The 20,656-nt window shown below is 67.2% G+C and carries 22 protein-coding genes; 8 read left to right on the top strand and 14 right to left on the bottom strand.

The genetic code is table 11. From position 1 onward, the window contains the following. Position 1 precedes the first annotated feature (1 nt). Positions 2 to 217, bottom strand: coding sequence for a hypothetical protein (locus IE126_RS01905; protein ID WP_054303253.1), 216 nt, complete (start codon positions 215 to 217; stop codon positions 2 to 4). Positions 218 to 371: 154 nt separating this feature from the next. Between IE126_RS01905 and IE126_RS01900 the strand changes: the two genes are divergently transcribed. Both IE126_RS01900 and IE126_RS01895 read left to right on the top strand, forming a co-directional pair. Beyond that, on the top strand, positions 372 to 1,007 hold the full coding sequence (locus IE126_RS01900) for a malonic semialdehyde reductase (protein WP_229825178.1): 636 nt from the start codon (positions 372 to 374) through the stop codon (positions 1,005 to 1,007). A 74-nt stretch (positions 1,008 to 1,081) separates the two neighbouring features. Further along, complete coding sequence (locus IE126_RS01895; protein WP_054303252.1) at positions 1,082 to 1,333, top strand: DUF2312 domain-containing protein; 252 nt, start codon at positions 1,082 to 1,084, stop codon at positions 1,331 to 1,333. A gap of 31 nt (positions 1,334 to 1,364) precedes the next feature. Here the strand turns inward: IE126_RS01895 and IE126_RS01890 are convergent, their stop codons facing one another. From IE126_RS01890 to IE126_RS01875, 4 genes are all read right to left on the bottom strand, one after another. Beyond that, positions 1,365 to 2,930, bottom strand: coding sequence for a CRTAC1 family protein (locus IE126_RS01890; RefSeq protein ID WP_189380039.1), 1,566 nt, complete (start codon positions 2,928 to 2,930; stop codon positions 1,365 to 1,367). Further along, positions 2,927 to 4,228 (bottom strand): vanadium-dependent haloperoxidase, encoded by a 1,302-nt coding sequence (locus IE126_RS01885; RefSeq protein WP_229825175.1) that lies wholly within the window; start codon positions 4,226 to 4,228, stop codon positions 2,927 to 2,929. Before IE126_RS01885 ends, IE126_RS01890 begins: the two co-directional genes overlap by 4 nt. 76 nt (positions 4,229 to 4,304) lie before the next feature. After that, positions 4,305 to 4,646 (bottom strand): ArsR/SmtB family transcription factor, encoded by a 342-nt coding sequence (locus tag IE126_RS01880; RefSeq protein ID WP_054303250.1) that lies wholly within the window; start codon positions 4,644 to 4,646, stop codon positions 4,305 to 4,307. Positions 4,647 to 4,753: 107 nt separating this feature from the next. Further along, positions 4,754 to 5,266, bottom strand: a complete 513-nt coding sequence (locus IE126_RS01875; RefSeq protein ID WP_054303271.1) for a flavin reductase family protein — start codon at positions 5,264 to 5,266, stop codon at positions 4,754 to 4,756. A gap of 134 nt (positions 5,267 to 5,400) precedes the next feature. Here IE126_RS01875 and IE126_RS01870 point away from each other — a divergent pair, with 134 nt between their 5' ends. Both IE126_RS01870 and IE126_RS01865 read left to right on the top strand, forming a co-directional pair. Continuing rightward, positions 5,401 to 6,543 carry an alpha-D-ribose 1-methylphosphonate 5-triphosphate diphosphatase gene (locus IE126_RS01870; protein ID WP_189380038.1) on the top strand — a complete coding sequence of 381 codons (1,143 nt, stop codon included), beginning with the start codon at positions 5,401 to 5,403 and terminating at the stop codon, positions 6,541 to 6,543. Between the two features lie 70 nt (positions 6,544 to 6,613). Further along, positions 6,614 to 7,534, top strand: a complete 921-nt coding sequence (locus IE126_RS01865; protein WP_189380037.1) for a CehA/McbA family metallohydrolase — start codon at positions 6,614 to 6,616, stop codon at positions 7,532 to 7,534. Here IE126_RS01865 and IE126_RS01860 read toward each other — a convergent pair. Then, positions 7,514 to 8,206, bottom strand: a complete 693-nt coding sequence (locus tag IE126_RS01860; RefSeq protein WP_189380036.1) for a PAS domain-containing protein — start codon at positions 8,204 to 8,206, stop codon at positions 7,514 to 7,516. The two genes, IE126_RS01865 and IE126_RS01860, sit on opposite strands and share 21 nt — an antisense overlap. A gap of 139 nt (positions 8,207 to 8,345) precedes the next feature. Here IE126_RS01860 and IE126_RS01855 point away from each other — a divergent pair, with 139 nt between their 5' ends. The 3 genes from IE126_RS01855 to IE126_RS01845 are packed head-to-tail and all read left to right on the top strand — an operon-like array spanning position 8,346 to position 10,398. After that, entirely contained in the window at positions 8,346 to 9,239 is an 894-nt protein-coding gene (locus IE126_RS01855) for a YicC/YloC family endoribonuclease (protein ID WP_189380035.1), read from the top strand. A gap of 2 nt (positions 9,240 to 9,241) precedes the next feature. Further along, positions 9,242 to 9,877 carry a guanylate kinase gene (gene gmk, locus IE126_RS01850; RefSeq protein ID WP_189380332.1) on the top strand — a complete coding sequence of 212 codons (636 nt, stop codon included), beginning with the start codon at positions 9,242 to 9,244 and terminating at the stop codon, positions 9,875 to 9,877. Continuing rightward, complete coding sequence (locus tag IE126_RS01845) at positions 9,874 to 10,398, top strand: gamma carbonic anhydrase family protein (RefSeq protein WP_189380034.1); 525 nt, start codon at positions 9,874 to 9,876, stop codon at positions 10,396 to 10,398. The genes gmk and IE126_RS01845 overlap by 4 nt, the downstream gene beginning before the upstream one ends. Here IE126_RS01845 and IE126_RS01840 read toward each other — a convergent pair whose 3' ends face one another. The 6 genes from IE126_RS01840 to hutI all read right to left on the bottom strand — a co-directional run bounded on the left by IE126_RS01840 (position 10,399) and on the right by hutI (position 17,819). After that, positions 10,399 to 11,052 (bottom strand): flavin reductase family protein, encoded by a 654-nt coding sequence (locus tag IE126_RS01840; protein ID WP_054303246.1) that lies wholly within the window; start codon positions 11,050 to 11,052, stop codon positions 10,399 to 10,401. Positions 11,053 to 11,147: 95 nt separating this feature from the next. Beyond that, positions 11,148 to 12,830 (bottom strand): urocanate hydratase, encoded by a 1,683-nt coding sequence (gene hutU, locus IE126_RS01835; protein WP_189380033.1) that lies wholly within the window; start codon positions 12,828 to 12,830, stop codon positions 11,148 to 11,150. An 11-nt stretch (positions 12,831 to 12,841) separates the two neighbouring features. Further along, positions 12,842 to 13,981 carry an acyl-CoA dehydrogenase family protein gene (locus tag IE126_RS01830; RefSeq protein ID WP_189380032.1) on the bottom strand — a complete coding sequence of 380 codons (1,140 nt, stop codon included), beginning with the start codon at positions 13,979 to 13,981 and terminating at the stop codon, positions 12,842 to 12,844. Next, positions 13,974 to 15,113 (bottom strand): CaiB/BaiF CoA transferase family protein, encoded by a 1,140-nt coding sequence (locus IE126_RS01825; RefSeq protein WP_189380031.1) that lies wholly within the window; start codon positions 15,111 to 15,113, stop codon positions 13,974 to 13,976. The genes IE126_RS01830 and IE126_RS01825 overlap by 8 nt, the downstream gene beginning before the upstream one ends. Further along, entirely contained in the window at positions 15,110 to 16,642 is a 1,533-nt protein-coding gene (gene hutH / locus IE126_RS01820) for a histidine ammonia-lyase (RefSeq protein WP_189380030.1), read from the bottom strand. The genes IE126_RS01825 and hutH overlap by 4 nt, the downstream gene beginning before the upstream one ends. Next, positions 16,632 to 17,819 carry an imidazolonepropionase gene (gene hutI / locus IE126_RS01815; RefSeq protein WP_229825174.1) on the bottom strand — a complete coding sequence of 396 codons (1,188 nt, stop codon included), beginning with the start codon at positions 17,817 to 17,819 and terminating at the stop codon, positions 16,632 to 16,634. Before hutI ends, hutH begins: the two co-directional genes overlap by 11 nt. Before the next feature lie 75 nt (positions 17,820 to 17,894). On the opposite strand from hutI, the gene IE126_RS01810 reads away from it, so the two are divergent. Further along, complete coding sequence (locus IE126_RS01810; protein ID WP_189380028.1) at positions 17,895 to 19,244, top strand: formimidoylglutamate deiminase; 1,350 nt, start codon at positions 17,895 to 17,897, stop codon at positions 19,242 to 19,244. A 140-nt stretch (positions 19,245 to 19,384) separates the two neighbouring features. Here the strand turns inward: IE126_RS01810 and IE126_RS01805 are convergent, their stop codons facing one another. Both IE126_RS01805 and IE126_RS01800 read right to left on the bottom strand, forming a co-directional pair. After that, entirely contained in the window at positions 19,385 to 19,693 is a 309-nt protein-coding gene (locus tag IE126_RS01805) for a monooxygenase (RefSeq protein WP_189380027.1), read from the bottom strand. A gap of 31 nt (positions 19,694 to 19,724) precedes the next feature. Continuing rightward, the coding region (locus IE126_RS01800) for a LysR family transcriptional regulator (RefSeq protein ID WP_229825173.1) at positions 19,725 to 20,656 on the bottom strand (932 nt) is incomplete at its 5' end.

Raw genomic sequence — 20,656 nt, 5'->3', positions numbered from 1 at the left:
TTCAGGTCAGCAGGATACCGCTGACCACCATCATCAGCCCGATGGCCGATACACCAAGCGCGCCCATGTTCAGCACAACCACGCGCTGAAGCCGGACCCGCAGTTCATCGTCATTGGCAGAGGTGCTGCGCGCCTTCACGGCCAGCAGGATGCACCAGATCAGCCCTCCGATTCCGGCAAGCGATACGGCGGCTCCCAGCAGGATCAGCAGTTGCATCGTGGATGTCCCCTTCCTCTGTCGCGCCCGCTGTTCCCTTGCGCTCCCTTGCCGGGGGCGGGAATCTGTGCAGGCTGGCCGCAGGCCGAGTTCCGGCCTAACCGAAGCGGCAGGGCGCTGGCAAGTCTGCAATGGCATTAAGGGAGATGCGGGAATGACGGAAATGTCGACGGTCAAGCGGATCGAGGCGGCGCGGGCGGCCATGTCCGACCTGCCGGAAGCGGGGCTGGACCTGCTGTTCCGCGCAGCGCAGACCCATCACGGCTGGCAGGACCGCCTCGTTCCGGCGCAGTTGCTGGAACAGGTGCTTGATCTGGCGAAGATGGGGCCGACCGCCTTCAACCAGCAACCGCTGCGGGTGATCTTCGTTACTACAGCCGAGGGCAAGGCCCGGTTGTCCCCGGCAATGAGCCGGGGCAACCATGACAAGACCATGGCAGCGCCCGCGACGGCGATCCTGTGCTACGATCTGGAGTTCTGGCGCAATCTGCCCGAGCTTTGGCCGCAGGCCGATGTGCAGGGCTATTACAACAAGTCCCTTGATGCGGCGCGGGAAAGTGCGCAGCGCAACGGCACATTGCAGGCGGGCTATTTCCTGATGGCGGCGCGGGCTTTGGGGCTGGATTGCGGGCCGATGTCGGGTTTCGATAAGGCGAAGGTGGCCGATGCCTTCCTGCAAGGGCGGCCGTGGGAGGTGAATTTCCTGATGAACCTTGGCTATGGCCTGCCGGAAAAGGTGAACCCGCGCGCGCCACGGCTGCCTTTTGCCCGCATGGCCGAGATCGTCTGACGCTGCGCTTGATCCGCCCCCGCACGGGCGCTAGGGAGGGCGGGGTCGCGATCCCGCGCAAGAGGAAGAGCAAGATGAGCCAACAAGACTCGTATGAGGTGACCGCCGACGAACTGCGCCAGTTCGTCGAACGGATCGAGCATCTGGAGCAGGAAAAGAAGGACATCGCCGAGCAGATCAAGGAAGTCTATGCCGAGGCCAAGGGCCGGGGCTATGACACCAAGGCGCTGCGGTCGATCATTTCCATGCGCAAGAAAGACAAGGACCAGCTGGCCGAGGAAGAAGCGGTGCTGGAAATCTACAAGCAGGCTCTGGGCATGCAGTGATGACCGGCCCCGCCTGTCCGGCGGGGCAGTCTTACGGCGCCGGGGCGGGGCTGCCGCCGCGCGGCAGGTGCCAGACCTGACCGGCGGCCAGTGTCGTCCAGTCGCCCGCCGTGCCATCAGGCCAGATCACCCGCACTTCGGCCTCTGACGCGGTGCCAAGGCCGAAATGGCGCGGGCCAAGCTGCCCGCCGCCATGGCCGCCGCCCACGGTGATTTCCTGCCTTTGGGTTTTGCCTCCGCTCCGCACTTCCACCCAGCCATTTACGGCGTCGCGGTTCGGTGCGGGCTGTTCCGGGCGCAGCGCGATCCAGGTGCCGGGCGCCCCGGTGCCGGTGTTACGCCAGATCTCTGCCGGGGCATTGCGGTTTACCACCACCAGATCCAGCCAGCCGTCGCCATCCAGATCTGTAACGGCGCCGCCACGCGCCACCTTCATCGACGCCACACCCGCCGCAGCCCCGGCCTCGTAAAACGTGCCGTCGGCGCGTTGCAGCAGCAGGTTGTTCGGGTCGTCCGCCGCAAAATCCGGCATGGCCGAGACATTGCCCTTGGCCACGAACAGATCGGCAAGGCCATCGTTGTTCACATCGGCAAACTCGGGGTGCCAGGCTGTCGAGGGCCGCACATCCCCGCCCGTATAGGGCCGCTGGGCATGGGCACCGCGCGGGAAGGCATCGTCACGGTAGCGCGGCGGGGCGTCCGGTCCGGGCTGCACCAGCACCTGCAACTTGTTGTCAGCCATCGAGGTGAGGTAAAACTCCGGATAGCCGTCGCCATCCAGATCGGCGCCAGCGATGCCCATGCCCCAGATCCGCAGCCGCTGCCAGCCCTCGTCCGGCGTGTAAAGCCGGGGCGCCGCGCCGGGGTCGAGATGCCAGAGCTGTTCCTGCCCGCCCTTGTAATATTCACGGTCATTCGACACCCGCAGGCTGGGTCGTCTGCTGCGGTTCCAGTCGGTGAACAGCATGGACAGGCTGCAATAGGATGGCGTCAGCGCCAGCGGCGGGGCAAAGCCGGTGGCGGTGCCACGGTGCAGCCAGTTGTCGGTGCAGCTTCCCCAGGGGAAAGCCTCTTCCGCACGGTCAATGTAATTGCCGATGGCAAGCGTGGGGAAGGCGCTGCCTGTCTCCCATGTGGCGGCGAAGGCGGTGGACCAGGCGTCGCCCCCGTCGAAGCCCCAGAGCGCGTTGGCCGGTTCAAACCGACAGTCGCCCAAGCCTCGCAACAGGCGATTTTCGCCAACGCGCAGCACGGCCAGGTCGGTGATGCCGTCGCTGTCGATGTCGACGGGCCATGCGCCTGTCACACCTTCCAGCGCGGTTTCGAGGCTATCGAGCGGGGTGAAGGCCAGCTTGCCGGGCGTGCTGTCATTGCGCCAGAGGCTCGCGGGGGCGGTGCCGCCTGCCATGAACAACTCGGGCCGCCCGTCGCCTGAACAGTCAAAAGCCGCGACGCCGCCGCCGACCATATATTGCCATTCGCCGGTGAAGCTGTGTTCCGGGCCGCCGGTGTAGGCTTCGAACCGGGGCACCGCCGGGGTTTCGGCCTGTGCGGGCAGGGTACCCAGAGCCAGCACCAGCAGGGCGCGGGCGGTCATTGCCGCATCCTCAGCGCGTTGGCATGGGTTGCGATGCAGGCGCCCTGTGCCAGACCGCGTTCGATGGCAGCGCGGAAGTGAATGCCGCCATACAGGCGCGAGATCGCCGCCTCCTGCGCTGCCGCGCGGAAATCGGCGAAATGGCGGGCGGGCAGACCATCATCCTCATGCGTGCCATCGTCGAAGGCGTGGTCCTCCCCGAAGATTGCCGTCATCACCTCCGCCGCCGCGCCGGACAGGGTGCTATGGCCTGACGGGTATTCGGGGAAAGGCGGGGTGATCAGCTGCGGCTCCCATGCCGGGTCGATCACGCGGCGGATATAGGTCACGGGGCGCACCAGATCGAATTCGAACTTGCTGTGCCAGCAGCCGATGAATGCATCGGCCATGCCGATGCCCAGCCGTGCCAAGCCTTCAGCCAGCCGGTCATCGGACAGATTGGCAGCCTCCGCCTGATCCAGCAGGATGGTCAGCCAGTGGCCGGGCGGGGTAGGCGACAGCATCGGATCGTCCGACCAGAAGCGCGCGATGGCAAGCTGTTCGGGCGTCAGGCTGCGCGAGGTGTCATAGACCTCCTTCGCCTCGGCGTGGAAAGCAGATCCCGGCGCCTCGCTATAGGCGGGCGGCGCGGGCAGCGGGCAGGCATTGCCTTCCGGCATGGCAAAGGGCCGGTTGCGGCCCCAGTCGGGCAGCAGCGGTTTCTGTTGCTGCACAATGGCCGAAGTCGGCACCCAATGCGCGGGACCGGCGGTCAGCGTATAGGTTTCTGGGAACCCCATGTTCTCGACCCTGGCGCCGCCGTCGCCTTCGGACCAGGCGATGATGTGATCGGCGATGCGCTGCCCGGCGGCCAGGCTTTCGGCCACAAGCGCGGCATCGCGATCCGCGCTCAGCCGGTCAGTCAGCCGCTTTTCCATCGCTGCCATGGCGCGCTGCCCGGTCGGGCCGGTATTGCCAAAGAAATAGGGCACGGCGCGGGCAAGAGCACCCTGCATGGTGATGGCCGGGTCCAGTCCGGCGGGCAGATCAGGCAGCGGCGACAACCCGTTCAACTGCCCCGCAAGACTGGCTCCGCTGTCAGCGGTGGCGACCTGGACTTCCCAGGTCGTGACACCCAGATACCCGAAGGCGCGGGCGGCGACAGGGGGGGAATAGGTCGGGGTGTGGCGGACAAGCTCCAGAACCAGACGATACCAGCCTGTCATCACCTCGGCGGCAGATGGCGGCTCGGCGCGGGCTGTTGCGGGCAACAGCAGCCCCGCACACAGCATCATCATGGCGACAAATCGCTGGAACATGGCGCTTCCCTCCCCGTTGGCGCTAACACCTTGTCAGGTGCGGCCAGCGAAAAGTCAAACGCCGTCTGTGCGGGGATCAGCCTGCCGGGACGACCGGCGGCTGGCAGAACAGCTCATAGACCATGCCGATGGCAGTGGCGACCTTGGGGTCCTGGATCGAGTAGTACATGACCTTCCCCTCGCGCCGGCAACTGACCAGCCCCTCCAGCCGCAACCGGGCAAGCTGCTGGCTGACGGCGGCCTGCCGCGAGGACAGAAGGTGCTCCAGCTCGGTCACCGATTTCTCGCCCGCTTGCAGGTGGCACAGGATCATCAGCCGGCCCTCATGTGCCAGCGCCTTCAGGAACCCGGCTGCTGCCGTGGCCTGCACCATCATCTCTTCGGCCGAAAGCCCGCCGCAGCCTTCAAGCGGCTCCATCCCGCCTTCGGGTTCCACAGGGGTCAGTGCGGATGCGTTCATGTTCACCTCGGACCAGTCGCTCGCATCAAGATATGCAGATGTGGTCCATTTTGCAAATGCGGCACTCAGCCACCATGGGCGAAACCGCCCCAGGCACCCTGGCTGAACACCAGCGGCGCGCCGTCGCGCAGGCTGAAGCGCAGTACGCGCCCGACGATGATCAGGTGATCCCCCCCGTCATGGGTAGCGTGCTGTTCACAGTCGAACCGCGCCAGCGCGCCGGGGATCAGCGGCACACCCTCGGGATTGCGGTCGGGCAGGGTGTCGGCGAAGCCGGGACCACCGCGCCCGAACGCGGCGATCCGGTCGAACTGATCCACCCCGAGGATATGGATGGCATAGTGCCGGGCGGCGGCGAAAGCGGGAAAGCGGCTCGCGCTGCGGGCGGGCGACCACAGCACCAGCGCCGGGTCGAGCGAGACTGAGGCAAAGCTGTTGGCGGTAAAGCCCAGCGGCCCGTTCGGCCCTTCGGTGGTGACGAGTGTCACCCCGGTGGCGAAGCGTCCCAGCGCATCGCGGAAACTGCGCGCGGTTTCGGGGCCGGGAACCAGCACCGGGTCGGTAAGCTCTGCCGTCATGCTGCGGTTTCCTGCCTCGGACATGATGGTCCCGTTTTGCGGCATTGCAGCGGGCAGAGCAAGGCCGGGCGGCGGTCTTTTCCTGCCGGGCGCGGCAGGGTAGGCAGGGGCACAGGCGGCGGACGAGGGCAACAATGGGTGATTTCATTCTGGGCAATGCGGTTCTGGTTCTGCCCGACCGGCTGGTGCGCGGCGCACTGGTGGTTGCGGAAGGGCGCATCGCCGAAATCCGCGAAGGCGCCGATCTGCCGCCCGGTGCGCTGGATTGCGGCGGCGATTTTCTGGCACCGGGTCTGATTGAACTGCATACCGACAATCTGGAACGCCACACCGAGCCGCGCCCCAAAGTGCCGTGGCCGCATGAGGCGGCGATTCTGGCCCATGATGCCGAGCTTGCGGGCTGCGGGATCACCACGGTTTTCGATGCCTTGCGGGTGGGGTCTTTGCCCTCGCGCAAGAAGGGGAGGTATGGCGAATATGCCCGCGCGCTGGCCGATGACATTCTGGGCCTGCGCATGGCGGGCGTGCTGAAGATCGACCACCTGCTGCACCTGCGGGCCGAGATCTGTTCGGAAACCCTGCCGGAGGAACTGGCCAAGTTCGGCGCGGCCGATGGTGTGGGCATTGTCAGCCTGATGGATCACACGCCGGGCCAGCGGCAGTTCCGCGACCTGACTCAACTGCGCCATTACCTGATGGGCAAGCATGGCTTCACCGAGGCCGAGTTTGACGCCCATGTCGCCGACCGTCTGGCGCTTTCGGCCGAGGTGGGCGCGGCGCATGAGGCTGCGGCGGTTGCGGCGGCGCGGCGGCTGGGCGCGCATCTCGCGAGCCATGATGATACCACCGGCACGGATGTTGCGCAGTCCGCCGCACATGGTGCGCGCTTTGCCGAATTTCCGACCACGCCAGAGGCCGCACGGGCCTGTCAGGCGGCGGGAATCGCGGTGATGATGGGGGCGCCGAACTTGATCCGGGGCGGGTCGCATTCGGGCAATGTGGCCGCCGAAACGCTGGCGGTTGCGGGCTGTCTGGACATTCTGTCGTCTGATTATGTTCCTGCGGCCCTGCTGCTGGCGGCGCTGCGGCTGGGGGATCTGTGGTCTGATCTGCCACGCGGGGTTGCCACGGTGACGGCGGCGCCGGCAGCGGCGGTGGGCCTGACGGATCGCGGGCGGCTGGTGCCGGGGTTGCGGGCCGATCTGGTCCGCTTCCGCCGCCATGGCGCCACGGTGTTGCTGCGCGGCACCTGGGTCGCGGGGCAGCGTGTGGCCTGAGCCGATGTCGCCCCCGGTCATGCGCCTGCCATGAAACGGTGGCAGGATCGGCGGCAACATGGAGGTTTCGATGCGTCTTTCCGCCTTTTCCACCCCCGGCCGTTTCTGGCGCGGCAATCTGCACACCCATTCCAACCTGTCGGACGGGGCTCTGCCACCAGAGGAAGTTTGCCGCCGCTATCGGGCGGAAGGCTATGATTTCATGGCGTTGACCGATCACTTCGTCGGCTGCTTCGGCTATCCCGTTGCTGACACTGTGCCGTTCCGGGCCGAGGGCTTCACCACGCTGATCGGGGCGGAGCTGCATTCCGGCCCGATGTCCAACGGCGAGCTGTGGCATATCCTCGCCGTTGGCCTGCCGCCGGATTTCGCGCCGGGCAATGCGCCGGACTTCCGTGTGCAGCCGGGGATGGAGACGGGGCCGGAGATTGCCGCCCGCGCCGTGGCGGCGGGGGCCTTCGTCGCCATCGCTCATCCGCAATGGTCGGGCCTGACGCTGGCGGATGCGCGCAGCCTGACGGCGGCCCATGCGGTCGAGGTCTACAACCACGGTTGCGCCATGGGCTGCGACCGGCCGGACGGCTTTTCCATCGCCGATCTGTTGCTGACCGAGGGACGCGACCTCAGCCTGATCGCAACCGATGATGCGCATTTTTCCGAACCCGATCACTTTGGCGGCTGGGTCATGGTGAAGGCCACCGAGAACACGCCCGAGGCGCTGCTGGCGGCGCTGAAGTCGGGACAGTTCTACAGTTCACAAGGCCCGGAACTGCGTGATGTGGTGGTCGAAGGCAACCGGGTGATCGTGGAAAGCTCTGCCGTTGTCTCGGTCATCGTGCAGGGCGCGGGAACGGGGGCGAAGGCGGTACATGGCCAGTCGATGACCCGCGCCGAAGTGCCGCTGGAGCGGCTGGGCGCCTCGCCCTGGCTGCGCGTCACGGTGATTGACGCGGCCGGGCGGCGGGCCTGGTCAAACCCGGTGCGGCGCTGAGGTCTCGTCCAGATCGACCAGTTGCAGATAGGAGGTGCCACTGCGCGTGGGCCTAACCGCGAATTGCGGCCCGGCGGCCTCCAGCATCCGCAGTGCGGGCGCGCGCAGGTCGGGGGCGCCGGGGTTCAGCGGCTCGGGGGACAGGGCACCGGGGATCAGGCGGCGCGGCTGCCGCCCCACCGTGCCCGACAGCGCAAGGCATCCCAGCGCCGTTTCGGCGCGGGTGCCATCGCTGGCCAGCGGCAGCAGGATCATCCTTCCGGTCAGGGCAGGGCGACCCAGCCCGGTTTCCGCGGTCAGCGGCGCGTCAAGGATAGCGGGGCGCAGGAAGCACTGATCCAGCGCCACCGCCAGCCGGTTGCGGGCCGCCGGATCGAACACCGACGACAGCGGCATGCCACGCGCATCCATGCCCAGAAGCTCGGTGAAGCTGCTGCCCGCGATGCGCAGACGCCCGACGCCGGGTGCGATGCGTTCCACCAGAAAGGCGCCGCTCAGCGCCCCGGCAATGCCGCGCGGGTCGATCTCGGCGCGGAGCGGCAGCGCCCCGTCGCGGCGCAAAGCCTGCCAGTAGCCCCGGACTTCGGCAATCATCGCGGCGCAACCGGCGCCGGGGGGCTGGCTGTCCTCGCCCGATCCGCCCGGACCATTCCCGAAAAACCGCAATGCCATCGCCTTTCCTCCGCCAGTGCGTGTTGCGGGCCAAATTGCTTACCCGGGAATTAACATACAGGGATTTGTGGCCTTCGGAGCGGGAATCTATACAAATGGTTAAATGCACCGCCCGCGAAGGGCCGATCGGAGAAAGATGATGACGCATTCCATGACGGGCTTTGCCACCCGCAGAGGGCAGGGCGCGGGGGCGGGCTGGATCTGGGATCTGCGCTCGGTCAACGGGAAGGGGCTGGATCTGCGGCTGCGCGTGCCGGACTGGATCGACGGCCTGGAACAGGCGCTGCGCGCCGAACTGGGCCGGGCACTGGGGCGCGGCAACGTGAGCCTCAGCCTGCGCGTCACCCGTGATGCGCCGGAGGCCGAGGTGCTGAGGCTCAATCAGGCGACGCTGCGTGCGGTTCTGGGCGCGCTGGCGACGGTGGAGGCAGCGGCGATGGAAACCGGCGTGACGCTGACGCAGCCGTCACCCGCCGATGTGCTGACCTGGCGCGGCGTGGTGGAAAGCGGCGGGGCAGAGGAAGATACCGCACCGCTGCGCGCCGCGATCCTGGCCGATCTGCCGCCGCTTCTTGCCGATTTCGCCGCTTCGCGTGCGGCGGAAGGGGCTGCGCTGCATACGGTGATCGCGGGCCAGATCGACCGCATCGCGGAATTGCGCGCCGAGGCCGCAGCCCAGGCGGGCCTGCGCGGCACCCGTCAGGCCGAGGCGCTGCGCGCGCAGGTCGGGCGCCTGCTGGAGGCCGCCGAGGCGGCGGATGAGACGCGACTCGCGCAGGAACTGGCGCTGATCGTTGTGAAAACCGATGTGACCGAGGAACTGGACCGCCTTGCCGCCCATGTGGAGGCCGCGCGCAAGCTGCTGGCGGAACCCGGCAGCGTCGGGCGCAAGTTCGATTTCCTGATGCAGGAATTCATGCGCGAGGCCAATACGCTGTGTTCCAAGGCGCAGGATATCGGGCTGACCCGCATCGGGCTTGACCTCAAGACGGTGATCGACCAGATGCGGGAACAGGTTCAGAACGTGGAATGACCATGACGCGCAAGGGTTTGCTGCTTATCCTCTCGTCGCCCTCGGGGGCGGGCAAATCGACGCTGGCGCGGCGGCTGATGGACTGGGATCCAACGTTGCGGTTTTCGGTTTCCGCCACCACCCGCGCGCCGCGTCCGGGCGAGGTGGACGGGCGCGAATATTACTTCAAATCGCGCGCCGAATTCGAGGCGATGGCGGCGGCGGGCGAGATGCTGGAACATGCCGAGGTGTTCGGCAATTTCTACGGTTCGCCCAAGGGGCCGGTGGAAACCGCGATGGCCGAGGGGCGCGATACGCTCTTTGACATCGACTGGCAGGGCGGGCAGCAGATCCGCAACTCCAGCCTTGGCCGTGATGTGGTGTCGATCTTCGTGCTGCCGCCCTCGATTGCCGAACTTGACCGCCGCCTGCGCGGCCGCGCGCAGGACAGCGACGAGGTGATCGCGGGCCGCATGGCGAAAAGCCGCGACGAGATCAGCCATTGGGCGGAATATGATTACGTCATCGTCAACCATGACATCGACACGGCCTTCGGGGAACTGGTGACGATCCTCAGGGCCGAACGCATGCGCCGCGACCGTCAGCCCGGCCTGTCGGAGTTTGTGCGCGGCCTGAACAGGGAGTTTGACGCGCGATGATCTATGAGCTTGACGGTGTGGCACCACAGATCGCCCCGGATGCCTGGGTGGCGCCGGATGCCAATCTGATCGGCAAGGTGGTTCTGGAAGCCCGCGCCTCGGTCTGGTTCGGCGTGACCATGCGCGGCGACAACGAGGAAATCCGCGTCGGCGCAGGGTCGAATGTGCAGGAAAACTGCGTGCTGCATACCGATATGGGCTATCCGCTGATCATTGGCGCCAACTGCACGATTGGGCACAAGGCGATGTTGCATGGCTGCATCATCGGCGAGGGCAGCCTGATCGGGATGGGGGCCACCGTGCTGAATGGTGCGAAGATTGGCAAGGGCTGCCTGATCGGCGCCGGGGCGCTGATCACCGAGGGGAAGGAAATCCCCGATGGCAGTCTGGTCATGGGCGCGCCGGGCAAGGTGGTGCGGCAACTGGACGAGGCAGCGCGGGCGCGGCTCTTGAAATCTGCGGAAGGCTACCGCGCCAATGCGGCGCGGTTCCGGGCCGGGATGAAGCCGGTCACGGGCTGATCAGGCTTTGCCTTCCAGCCCCGCCGCTGCGGCGCCGGTCGCGCCGGGAATGGGCATGGTGAAAGTCTCCGCGAAGCTGGTGTAATCGTGATAGCCGACGCGGGCGAGCGGCCGGATTTTCGCGTAGTCCAGCTTGCCATCCGGTGTCAGCACATGATCGGCGACATGGATGCGCACGACCTCGCCGAACACCACATCGACCCAGCCGTGCCCTGAATTGCCGCGCAGGCGGTGGGTGGAGAGGTAACGGCATTCGAAATGCGCCGGGCTTTCGGCCACGCGCGGCCCCGGCGCGTCGATGCAGGGCGCGGCGGTGACGCCCGCGCGCAGGAATTCATCGTCACCCTCGGGCCATTCCACCGCGCTCTGGTTCATTGCCTCGCGCAGGTCATAGGTGCACATGTTCCAGACGAACCAGCCGGTTTCCTCGGCATTGATCACGGTATGTTTGCGGCGGCCGTCGGAATATTGGTTGGCGGCGAACATCACCATCGGCGGATCGAAGGTCAGGTTCTGCCACTGGCTGTAGGGGGCGAGATTGGCGACCCCGGCTTTCGAGATGGTGGACAGCCAGCCGATCGGACGCGGCACGGTGCAGGCCTTGAACGGGGAATAGGGCAGCGGGCAGGGTTCGGACCCCGGAGCGTAATGCATGTAAGGTTCCTTCCGTTGGCGCGGGTTTTCCGGTGCGGACCGGGGGTTTCACACCCCCGGTCCCCCGTGGAGTATTTCGGCAAGAAGCAGGAAGCTCAATTGCCGAGGATGCCGGGCAGGCGCAGCCCGTGATCGCGCGCGCAATCGAGTGCGATGTCATAGCCCGCATCGGCATGGCGCATGACGCCGGAGGCCGGATCGTTCCACAGCACGCGTTCAAGGCGTTTCGCGGCCTCGGGCGTGCCGTCGGCCACGATCACCACACCTGAATGCTGCGAGAAGCCCATGCCGACGCCGCCGCCGTGATGCAGGCTGACCCAGGTGGCGCCCGAGGCGGTGTTGGTCAGCGCGTTCAGGAGCGGCCAGTCCGACACGGCATCCGAGCCGTCACGCATGGCTTCGGTCTCGCGGTTGGGCGAGGCGACGGAGCCCGAATCGAGGTGGTCGCGGCCGATGACCACGGGGGCCTTGAGTTCTCCGCTGGCAACCATCTCGTTGAACATCAGCCCCGCGCGGTGGCGGTCGCCAAGGCCGATCCAGCAGATGCGCGCGGGCAGACCCTGAAAGGCGATGCGCTCGCCCGCCATGTCAAGCCAGCGGTGCAGATGCTTGTTTTCCGGGAAGAGTTTCTTCATCGCGGCATCGGTTTTCGCAATATCCTCGGGGTCGCCGGACAGCGCGGCCCAGCGGAACGGGCCGATGCCCTTGCAGAACAGCGGGCGGATATAGGCGGGGACGAAGCCGGGGAAGGCGAAGGCGTTTTCCAGCCCCTCGTCCCTAGCCACCTGACGGATGTTGTTGCCGTAATCGAGGGTGGGCACGCCGGCCTCATGGAAGCCGACCATGGCGGCGACATGCTGTTTCATCGAAGCGCGGGCGGCGCGTTCGACTTCGACAGGCGCGGCTTCCTGTTTGGCACGCCAGTCGCCCACGCTCCACCCCGCCGGGCAGTAACCATGCAGCGGGTCATGGGCGGAGGTCTGGTCGGTCACGATGTCGGGACGGGGGCCGCCCTCCTTCATGCGCTTCAGGAGTTCGGGGAATACCTCGGCGGCGTTGCCCAGCAGGCCCACCGATTTGGCTTCGCCCTTCGCCGTCCAACCGGCGATCAGCGCCAGCGCCTCATCCAGCGTTTTCGCCTTGGCATCAACGTAGCGGGTGCGCAGGCGGAAGTCGATGCGGGTCTCGTCCACCTCGACCGCGAGGCAGCAGGCCCCGGCCATCACGGCGGCCAGCGGCTGCGCGCCGCCCATGCCGCCCAGGCCGCCGGTCAGCACCCATTTGCCGGTCAGATCGCCTGCGTAATGCTGGCGTCCGGCCTCGGCGAAGGTCTCGTAGGTGCCCTGCACAATGCCTTGGGTGCCGATGTAGATCCACGACCCGGCGGTCATCTGGCCGTACATCATCAGGCCCTTGCGATCCAATTCGTTGAAATGTTCCCATGTCGCCCAATGCGGCACAAGGTTCGAATTGGCGATCAGCACGCGGGGGGCATCGGCATGGGTGCGCACGATGGCGACGGGTTTGCCCGATTGCACCAGCAGGGTTTCATCGGCCTCCAGATCCTTCAGCGCGGCGCAGATGCGGTCGAAATCCTCCCACGTCCGGGCGGCGCGGCCGATGCCGCCATAGACCACCAGCTCATGCGGGTTTTCCGCCACATCGGGGTGGAGGTTGTTCATCAGCATGCGCAGCGCCGCTTCGGCCTGCCAGTTCTTTGCATTCAGCGTGGTGCCGGTGGGCGGATAGATGTCGCGGGTGTTGTGACGGCTGTTCATGGAAGAGATCCTCAGGCGAGCAGATGGGCGGCGATGATGCCGCGCTGGATTTCGGAAGAGCCTTCGTAGATCCGCATGATGCGGACATCGCGGGCGTGGCGTTCAAGCGGGAAATCGGCGGTGTAGCCATAGCCGCCATGCAGTTGCAGCGCGCCATCGGTGACGCGCCCGGCCATTTCGGAGGCAGCGAGTTTGGCCATGCTGGCGGCCTCGCTGAAGCGCAGGCCGAGGGCGCGTTGGCGCGCGGCCTCCAGCGCCAGAAGGCGGGCGGCGCGCAGGTCCAGTGCCATGTCGGCCAGTTGCCAGCGGATGCCCTGACGATTGGCCAGCGGCTCGCCGCCGATGATGCGGGTCTTGCTCCACTCCACGGCGGCGTCCAGCGCTGCCTGTGCGATGCCGATGCACATGGCGGCGACCTCGACCCGGCCATTGTCCAGCACCTTCATCGCGGTGCGGAAGCCGGTGCCTTCGTCACCCAGCAGCGCCTCTGGCGGCAGGTGGCAATCCAGATCCAGTTCCCACACATGGCCGCCGCGCAGACCCATGGTGCGTTCGGCGCGGCCGGGCGTCAGGCCGGGAGTGCCTTTCGGCACGAGGAAGGCGCTGATGCCCCTGTGGGCTTTGGCCGGATCAGTGACGGCGTAGACGATGACGAAATCGGCCACGCCGCCGTTGGAGATGAAGCATTTGGCGCCCTTGAGGTGCCAGCCGGTCGCGGTGCGGCTGGCACGGGTGCGCATATCGGCGGGGTCGGACCCGGCGTTGCGTTCGGTCAGCGCAAAGGCCCCCAGCGTGGTGCCTTCGGCGGCCATGGGCAGCCAGTGATCGCGCTGAGCTCCGGTGCCGCCGATCAGGATGGAATCGGTAGCAAGGTAATGCGCGGTCAGCGCCGAGACGGTGGACCCGCAGCCGCCCGCCACAAGTTCGACCGCCCTGAGCAGCGCCTGCGCGCTGATCCCCGCGCCCCAGGGCTCTGGCAGGTTGGCACCCATCATGCCGGTCGCGGCCAGCGCCGCGAGCTGGTCATGGACGAAGGCGCCGCTTTCATCTGTCGCGGCGGCTTTCGGCGCCAGTTCCTGCGCGCAGAAGCGGGCGAGCATGTCGAGGAAGGCGCGTTCCTCGTCGCTGAGCATATGGAAAAGGTCAGTCATGGTCGGCAAGTCCAAGGCGGTGCAGGATCGCGGCGCGGTCGGCGCCAAGCTGCGGCGCGGAGATGGAGGAGATCGGCTTTTCGCCATTGAAGCGAACGGGTTGCCCGATGGTCCTGGCATGGCCCAGCACCGGATGCGGCAGGTCGCTGACCAGCCCGCGCGCCTGCGCATGGGGGCTTTCCGCCGCCTGCGCCAGCGTTTGCACCTCGGCTGTGGGGATACCCGCGCCAGCAAGGGCGGCGACCACTTCGGCCATCGGGCGCGGGCTGGTCCAGGCTTCGATCATCGCGCGGACCTCGGGTTCATGCGCGGTACGGGCCTCATCTGTTGCCAGATGCGGTGCGGGCGTCACGCCGATCAGGGCGCAAAGCCGCTGCCACTGACCATCGCCCAGCACCGCGATCACCGCCTGCCCGTCGGCGCAGGTGAAGCATCCGAAGGGGGTGGACAACGGGTGACGGTTGCCGGTGCGCGCGGGCGCCTTCCCGGCGTAGAAATGCAGTGCATGGCTGGTGGGCAGCAGGGAGAACAGCGCGTCAAACATTGCCACGTCGATCATGGCGCCTTCGCCAGTGCGGTCACGCTGGTGCAGCGCGGCGAGGATGGCCCAGCTTGCGTAAAGACCGGCCATCAGATCGCCGTAGCTTTCGCCCACCTTCAGGGCCGCGCCGCCTTCCTCGCCCGTTGCGGCCATCAGGCCGGACATGGCCTGCGCCACAAGATCATAGGCCGGAAGGTGTGCTGCCGGGCCAGACTGGCCGAAGCCGGAGATCGAGGCATAGATCAGCCCCGGTTTCGCCGCGCGCAGATCCTCGGCGCCCAGCCCCAGACGGGCCGCGACGCCGGGGCGGAAGTTTTCCACCACCACATCGCACTGCAGCGCAATGTCGCGGGCAAGCGCCTGATCCGCCGGGGATTTCAGATCCAGAACGATGGATTGCTTCCCCCGGTTCACCAGCGTGAACAGCGCGCTTTCACCCTGCACGAAGGGGCCGATATGGCGGTAGTCATCGCCTGAGGGCGGCTCCAGCTTGATGATTTCAGCGCCCAGATCGGCCAGCAGCGCGGTGCAGAACGGACCCGCCAGAACGCGGGTCAGATCGAGCACACGCAGGCCGTCCAGCGGCTTCATGCCAGCGCCGGGGGCGCAATGCCCGCCGCCTCCACCAGTGCGCCGCTGCCGGCCAGACGCGCGGCGGTAGCCAGATCGGGCGCCATGTAGCGGTCGTCTTTCAGCGACGGAACCTCCGCCCGCAGCCGCGCCACCACCCCCGCCAGTGGTGCAGAGGTCGCCAGCGGTGCGCGGAATTCCACGCCCTGCGCGGCACACAGCGCCTCGACCCCCAGAATGACGTTCAGGTTCTCGACCATGCGCCCCAGCCGCCGCGCGCCATGCGCAGCCATGGAGACGTGATCCTCCTGATTGGCGGAGGTCGGCGTGCTGTCGGTGACGCAAGGGTGGGCCAGATGCTTGTTCTCGCTCATCAGCGCCGCGGTGGTGACCTCTGCGATCATCAGGCCCGAATTGAGGCCGGGGTTCGGCGTCAGGAAAGGCGGCAGGTCGAAGCTGAGCGTCGGGTCTACCATCAGCGCCACGCGGCGCTGCGCGATGGCGCCGGTCTCGCTGAGCGCAAGGGCGATCATATCTGCTGCAAAACCAACGGGTTCTGCGTGGAAGTTGCCACCCGAAACAATGGCCCCGTCGCTGAGCACAAGCGGGTTGTCGGTGGCGGCATTGGCCTCGATCTCCAGCGTGCGGGCGGCCTGGCGCAGAATGTCCATCGCGGCGCCGGTCACCTGCGGCTGGCAGCGGATGCAGTAAGGGTCCTGCACCCGGCTGTCGCCCTCGCGGTGGCTTTCACGGATCTCCGACCCGTCCAGCAGCGCGCGCATGAAGGCGGCGGCTTCGATCTGTCCGACGTGACCGCGCAGCGAATGGATTTCCGGCCGCAGGGGCGCGGTCGATCCCATGATCGCGTCGGTGGAGAGGGCCGAGACAGTCAGCGCGGTCGTTGCCGCGCGCCAGGCGCCAAACAGGCCGGCCAGCGCATAGGCGGTGGAAAACTGCGTGCCGTTGATCAGCGCCAGCCCTTCTTTCGGGCCAAGCGTGATCGGCGAAAGGCCAGCATCGGCAAGGGCTTCGGCGGCGGGTTTGACCTGGCCTGCGAACTCTGCCTCGCCCGCGCCCAGCATGGCGGCGGCCATATGTGCCAGCGGTGCCAGATCACCCGAGGCGCCGACCGAGCCCTGCGCCGGGATCACCGGGGTCACGCCCTTGTCGAGCATCGCCTCCAGCATCGCCACGACCTCCCACCGCACGCCCGAGGCACCACGGCCCAGCGACAGCAGCTTCAGCGCCATCATCAGCCGCGCGGTGGCGCGGGGCATCGGGTCGCCCACGCCGCAGCAATGGCTGAGGATCAGGTTTTTCTGAAGCTTTGCAGTATCTTGTGCGGCAATCTTCAGGCTTGCCAGCTTGCCGAAGCCGGTGTTCACCCCATAGACCGGCACGTCGCCCGCGGCGGCGGCGGCGATTCTGGCTGCGGCGGCTTCGACGCCTGCGCGGGCCTCGGGTGCCAGACGCGCCGGGGCTTCGGTGCGCCACAGCCGTTCAAGCTGGTCAAGCGTGGTCTGGCCGGGGATCAGGATTTCAGGCGTCAAGTTGGCCTCCGAAGATGCGGGCGTGAAGGGGCGTGGCCCCGATGCGATAGGCGAGTTCTGCCGGGTGCCGGGCCTGCCAGATCGCCAGATCGGCGCGGAAGCCGGGCGCGATCCGGCCTTCCTCGGTCTGACCCAGTGCGCGGGCGGCGATGTGGGTGGCGCCGGACAGTGCCTCTTCCGGTGTCAGGCGGAACAGGGTGCAGGCCATGTTCATGGCAAGGCAGAGCGAGGTCATCGGCGCGGTGCCGGGGTTGCAATCTGTCGCGACCGCCATGTCGACCCCTGCCGCGCGCAGCGCCGCCACGGGCGGAAGCTGCGTTTCGCGCAGGGCGTAGAAGGCGCCGGGCAGGATCACCGCCACCGTACCCGCCGCCGCCATGGCCTGCGCGCCTTCGGCATCCAGATACTCCAGATGGTCGGCACTCAGCGCCCCGTGCCGCGCCGCCAGCGCCGCGCCATGCAGGTTCGACAATTGTTCGGCATGAAGCTTGACGGGCAGGTTCAATGCGCGTGCCTCGGCAAAGACGCGGGTGATCTGGTCGGGGGAAAAGGCGATACCCTCGCAGAAACCGTCCACCGCATCGACCAAGCCTTCGGCATGGGCGCGGTGCAGGGCGGGGATCACCTGTTCGGTGATGTAATCATCGGCGCGACCTTTGTATTCGGCCGGAATGGCATGGGCACCAAGGAAGGTGGTGCTGATCCGCACCGGGCGCAGGGTGGCCAGCCGCCGCGCCACGCGCAGCATCCGAAGCTCGGTCTCGATGTCCAGGCCATAGCCCGATTTGACCTCGATCCGCGTCACGCCCTCGGTCAGCATCTGGTCCAGCCGGGGCAGAGCCTGCGCGAGCAGGCTGTCCTCTGATGCCGCGCGGGTTGCGCTTACGGTCGAGACAATGCCACCGCCGGCGCGGGCGATTTCTTCGTAAGAGGCGCCGGTCAGCCGCATCTCGAATTCCCGTGCGCGATTGCCGCCAAACACCAGATGGGTGTGACAGTCGATCAGGCCCGGCGTCACCAGCCGTCCGCCCAGATCGGTGACAGGTGCGGCCGAGGCGGGCAGGTCGCCCATCGGCCCGACCCAGGCAATGCGATCGCCTTCAAGGACAATGGCGGCCTCGGGAATCAGGCCATAGCCCCCCGTCATCGTCGCTACTGTGGCATTGGTCAGAATCATCGCGCTCCCCGCTTGATTTTGTCTGCGCTTGATGTGATTATTTCTGCACATAATAACATCTGTCAAGAGGATGCGATGACGGTGATCTGGGCGGAGACGGCATTGCTGCCGAATGGCTGGGCCGAAGCGGTACGCGTGGAGATGGCGGAGGGGCGCATTACGTCCGTCACGCCGGGCACCGCGCCAGAAGGGCAGCGGGTCGGCTGCCTGCTGCCCGCCGGGCAGAACCTGCATTCGCACGCATTCCAGCGCGCCATGGCGGGGATGACAGAGCGGCGCGGCGCAGGGCAGGATTCGTTCTGGACCTGGCGGACCCTGATGTATCGCTTCCTCGACCATCTGACGCCCGAGGATGTGCAGGCCATCGCCGCGCTGGTGCAGGTGGAGATGCTGGAGGCCGGTTTTGCCGGGGTCAGCGAGTTTCATTACCTGCATCATCAGCCGGGCGGTGCCCCCTATGCCGATCTGGCCGAAATGTCGGCGCGTATCGTCGCGGCGGCGGCAGAGACCGGCATCGGGCTGACGCTCTTGCCGGTCGCTTACGAACGCGGCGGCTGTGACGGGCGGGCGCTGACCACGGGGCAGTTGCGTTTTGGCAATGCGCCTGATCGCTTCGCCCGGCTGCATGAGGCCGCCGCTAAGGCGGTCGCGACGCTGCCGGACGGCGTGATCGGTGTGGCGCCGCATTCGCTGCGCGCGGTGCGCCCGGAAACCCTGGCCGCGATGCCGGGCTTCGGTGGGCCGGTGCATCTGCATCTGGCCGAACAGGTGGCCGAGGTGGAGGAAGTGCAGGCAGCTTACGGCGCACGGCCGACCGAATGGCTGCTGGCGCATGCGCCCGTGGATACGCGCTGGTGCCTGATCCATGCGACGCAGATGCTGCCCGCCGAGACAGAGGCGCTGGCACGCACGGGCGCGGTGGCGGGGCTGTGCCCGATCACCGAGGCCAATCTGGGCGACGGCATCTTTGACGGAATGCGCTGGCAGGCGGCGGGCGGTGTGTTCGGCGTGGGCTCGGACAGCAATATCCGCATCTCGCAGGCCGAGGAACTGCGGTCCTACGAATATTCGCAGCGTCTGCGTGATCGGGGCCGGGCGATGCTGGCGACCGCCGATGCCTCGAACGGGCGGGTGCTGGTGGAAAGTGCGGCGCGGGGTGGGGCGCAGGCGGGCGGTCGGGCCGCCGGGGCGATTGGGCCGGGGCTGTGGGCCGATCTTCTTGCGCTGGACACCGGCGCGCTGATGCTGGAGGGGCGGCGCGAGGATGCGATCCTCGATGTCTGGATCTTCGCGGGCGATGATCGGCTCGTGGCCGATCTGTGGTCCGCAGGGCGTCATGTGGTGCGGGGCGGGCGCCATGTGGCGCGCGACAGTATCGAGACACGCTACCGCGCGGTCATGCGGCGGCTGGTGGGGGTCATGTAATGGCTTCGGGCCTCAAAGGTCCGGCGCGCGCGGGCGACTGGGTCCAGGTCTGGGTTCCGGGTGGGAAGCGGTACAAGGGCGGCTGCCCCCGGTCTCCGGCCACCCTCCGGGATATTTTGTCAGAGTGAAAGAGCCGCGTCTCAGAGGACCGGCGCCTTGTCGATGCGGGACAGCGGTTCATTCACATCAAGGATCAGGCCACGGATGCCGGTGATGCCGAAGCCCTGAAGCCGGGCGGTATGCATGGTCAGATAGGCTTCGGCCTCGGCCCGGCTGGCGAAGCCGTAGATGCCGCCCGCGATGCCCTGCGCCTGATCTTCGGTCCAGTATTTGAACAGGAAGCCCGGCTCGGCTGCGATGGATTGCGCCAGCCCTTCGAAAGCGGAGGCCATTTCGGCACCCCAGGGGCCGGAATGGGGAAAATCGACCTGAACGAGGGTGACGGGCATCGGGGCCTCCTGCATGCGTTGCAGGGCGAGGCTAGGCGGCGCGGGGCGGGCTGTCCAGTGGCTCGGGGCCTGCGGCGGCGAGGCGGCGGCGCACGATGCGGGTGAGGCGGCGGTGCAGCGGCGAGATACGGTGCCGCAGGTGTAATGCGGCATAGACCGGCTGGCGCAGCACCGGCGCATCGCTCACCCGGCGAAAATGGCCGCTGGCAACAAGCCCGGTCGCGGTTTTCTCCAGCACATAACCCGCGCCGCCCATCGCGCTCAGCAGGCTGGCGACGGTGGCGCTTTGGCCAACCGAAATGGCGGAGCCTGCGAGTTGCGGCGTCACCTCGCGGTGCATCCGTTCGAATGCGGGCGAGAAATGCGCGAAGACAAAACTGTCGGGGCTGACCTGTTCCAGCGTCTCGGCCTCGGACGAGACCATGACATAGGGCACTTCGCCCACGGTTTCGAAATGCAGATCGGGGTGGGGCTTGGGCGAGAACATCACCGCAAAATCCTGCACCCCGGTCAGCAGGTCGGCGCACATCTGATTGGAGTAATCGGGCTCGATATAAAAGGCGGTTTCCGGCAGGGCGCGGCGGAAATCGGCGACCCATTCGCCGATATGCTGGGCGGCAAGGTCATTCTGGATGCCCAGCCGGATCAGCTGTGCCGCGCGGTCGGGCAGGCGGATGCGGCGGCGCGCCTCGTTCCACTCATGGCGCAGGCTGCGGGCATGGGATTCGAAGCGCCGCCCTTCCATCGTCAGATCGGTGCCTGCGCGGGACCGGGCAAAAAGCCGGGCGCCCAACGCCGCTTCCAGCGCCGCGATCCGGGCCGAGACGGTGCTTTGTGTCACGTCCAGCCGTTCGGCGGTGCGGTTGAAGCTGCGCGTTTCACAAAGGTCGAGAAACGTGTCCAGAAGGTCGATCTGCATGGCGGCACCGTGATCGGGTTTTCCGATCAATAGGGCGCGTCCGG

This window comes from Gemmobacter nanjingensis (assembly GCF_014652195.1).
GTDB classification, from domain to species: domain Bacteria; phylum Pseudomonadota; class Alphaproteobacteria; order Rhodobacterales; family Rhodobacteraceae; genus Gemmobacter; species Gemmobacter caeni.
This window is presented reverse-complemented; position numbering and strand designations above follow the sequence as displayed.

What these genes read in the sequence shown, in the direction of transcription:
- IE126_RS01860 (WP_189380036.1), bottom strand. Translation starts at nt 8,206, where the DNA reads ATGGCATTGCGGTTTTTCGGGAATGGTCCGGGCGGATCGGGCGAGGAC.
- IE126_RS01855 (WP_189380035.1), top strand. Translation starts at nt 8,346, where the DNA reads ATGACGCATTCCATGACGGGCTTTGCCACCCGCAGAGGGCAGGGCGCG.
- IE126_RS01890 (WP_189380039.1), bottom strand. Translation starts at nt 2,930, where the DNA reads ATGACCGCCCGCGCCCTGCTGGTGCTGGCTCTGGGTACCCTGCCCGCA.
- gmk (WP_189380332.1), top strand. Translation starts at nt 9,242, where the DNA reads ATGACGCGCAAGGGTTTGCTGCTTATCCTCTCGTCGCCCTCGGGGGCG.
- IE126_RS01900 (WP_229825178.1), top strand. Translation starts at nt 372, where the DNA reads ATGACGGAAATGTCGACGGTCAAGCGGATCGAGGCGGCGCGGGCGGCC.
- IE126_RS01865 (WP_189380037.1), top strand. Translation starts at nt 6,614, where the DNA reads ATGCGTCTTTCCGCCTTTTCCACCCCCGGCCGTTTCTGGCGCGGCAAT.
- IE126_RS01840 (WP_054303246.1), bottom strand. Translation starts at nt 11,052, where the DNA reads ATGCATTACGCTCCGGGGTCCGAACCCTGCCCGCTGCCCTATTCCCCG.
- IE126_RS01880 (WP_054303250.1), bottom strand. Translation starts at nt 4,646, where the DNA reads ATGGAGCCGCTTGAAGGCTGCGGCGGGCTTTCGGCCGAAGAGATGATG.
- IE126_RS01875 (WP_054303271.1), bottom strand. Translation starts at nt 5,266, where the DNA reads ATGACGGCAGAGCTTACCGACCCGGTGCTGGTTCCCGGCCCCGAAACC.
- IE126_RS01895 (WP_054303252.1), top strand. Translation starts at nt 1,082, where the DNA reads ATGAGCCAACAAGACTCGTATGAGGTGACCGCCGACGAACTGCGCCAG.
- IE126_RS01885 (WP_229825175.1), bottom strand. Translation starts at nt 4,228, where the DNA reads ATGTTCCAGCGATTTGTCGCCATGATGATGCTGTGTGCGGGGCTGCTG.
- IE126_RS01825 (WP_189380031.1), bottom strand. Translation starts at nt 15,113, where the DNA reads ATGAAGCCGCTGGACGGCCTGCGTGTGCTCGATCTGACCCGCGTTCTG.
- IE126_RS01810 (WP_189380028.1), top strand. Translation starts at nt 17,895, where the DNA reads ATGACGGTGATCTGGGCGGAGACGGCATTGCTGCCGAATGGCTGGGCC.
- IE126_RS01830 (WP_189380032.1), bottom strand. Translation starts at nt 13,981, where the DNA reads ATGACTGACCTTTTCCATATGCTCAGCGACGAGGAACGCGCCTTCCTC.
- hutU (WP_189380033.1), bottom strand. Translation starts at nt 12,830, where the DNA reads ATGAACAGCCGTCACAACACCCGCGACATCTATCCGCCCACCGGCACC.
- IE126_RS01870 (WP_189380038.1), top strand. Translation starts at nt 5,401, where the DNA reads ATGGGTGATTTCATTCTGGGCAATGCGGTTCTGGTTCTGCCCGACCGG.
- IE126_RS01845 (WP_189380034.1), top strand. Translation starts at nt 9,874, where the DNA reads ATGATCTATGAGCTTGACGGTGTGGCACCACAGATCGCCCCGGATGCC.
- IE126_RS01905 (WP_054303253.1), bottom strand. Translation starts at nt 217, where the DNA reads ATGCAACTGCTGATCCTGCTGGGAGCCGCCGTATCGCTTGCCGGAATC.
- IE126_RS01805 (WP_189380027.1), bottom strand. Translation starts at nt 19,693, where the DNA reads ATGCCCGTCACCCTCGTTCAGGTCGATTTTCCCCATTCCGGCCCCTGG.
- hutI (WP_229825174.1), bottom strand. Translation starts at nt 17,819, where the DNA reads ATGATTCTGACCAATGCCACAGTAGCGACGATGACGGGGGGCTATGGC.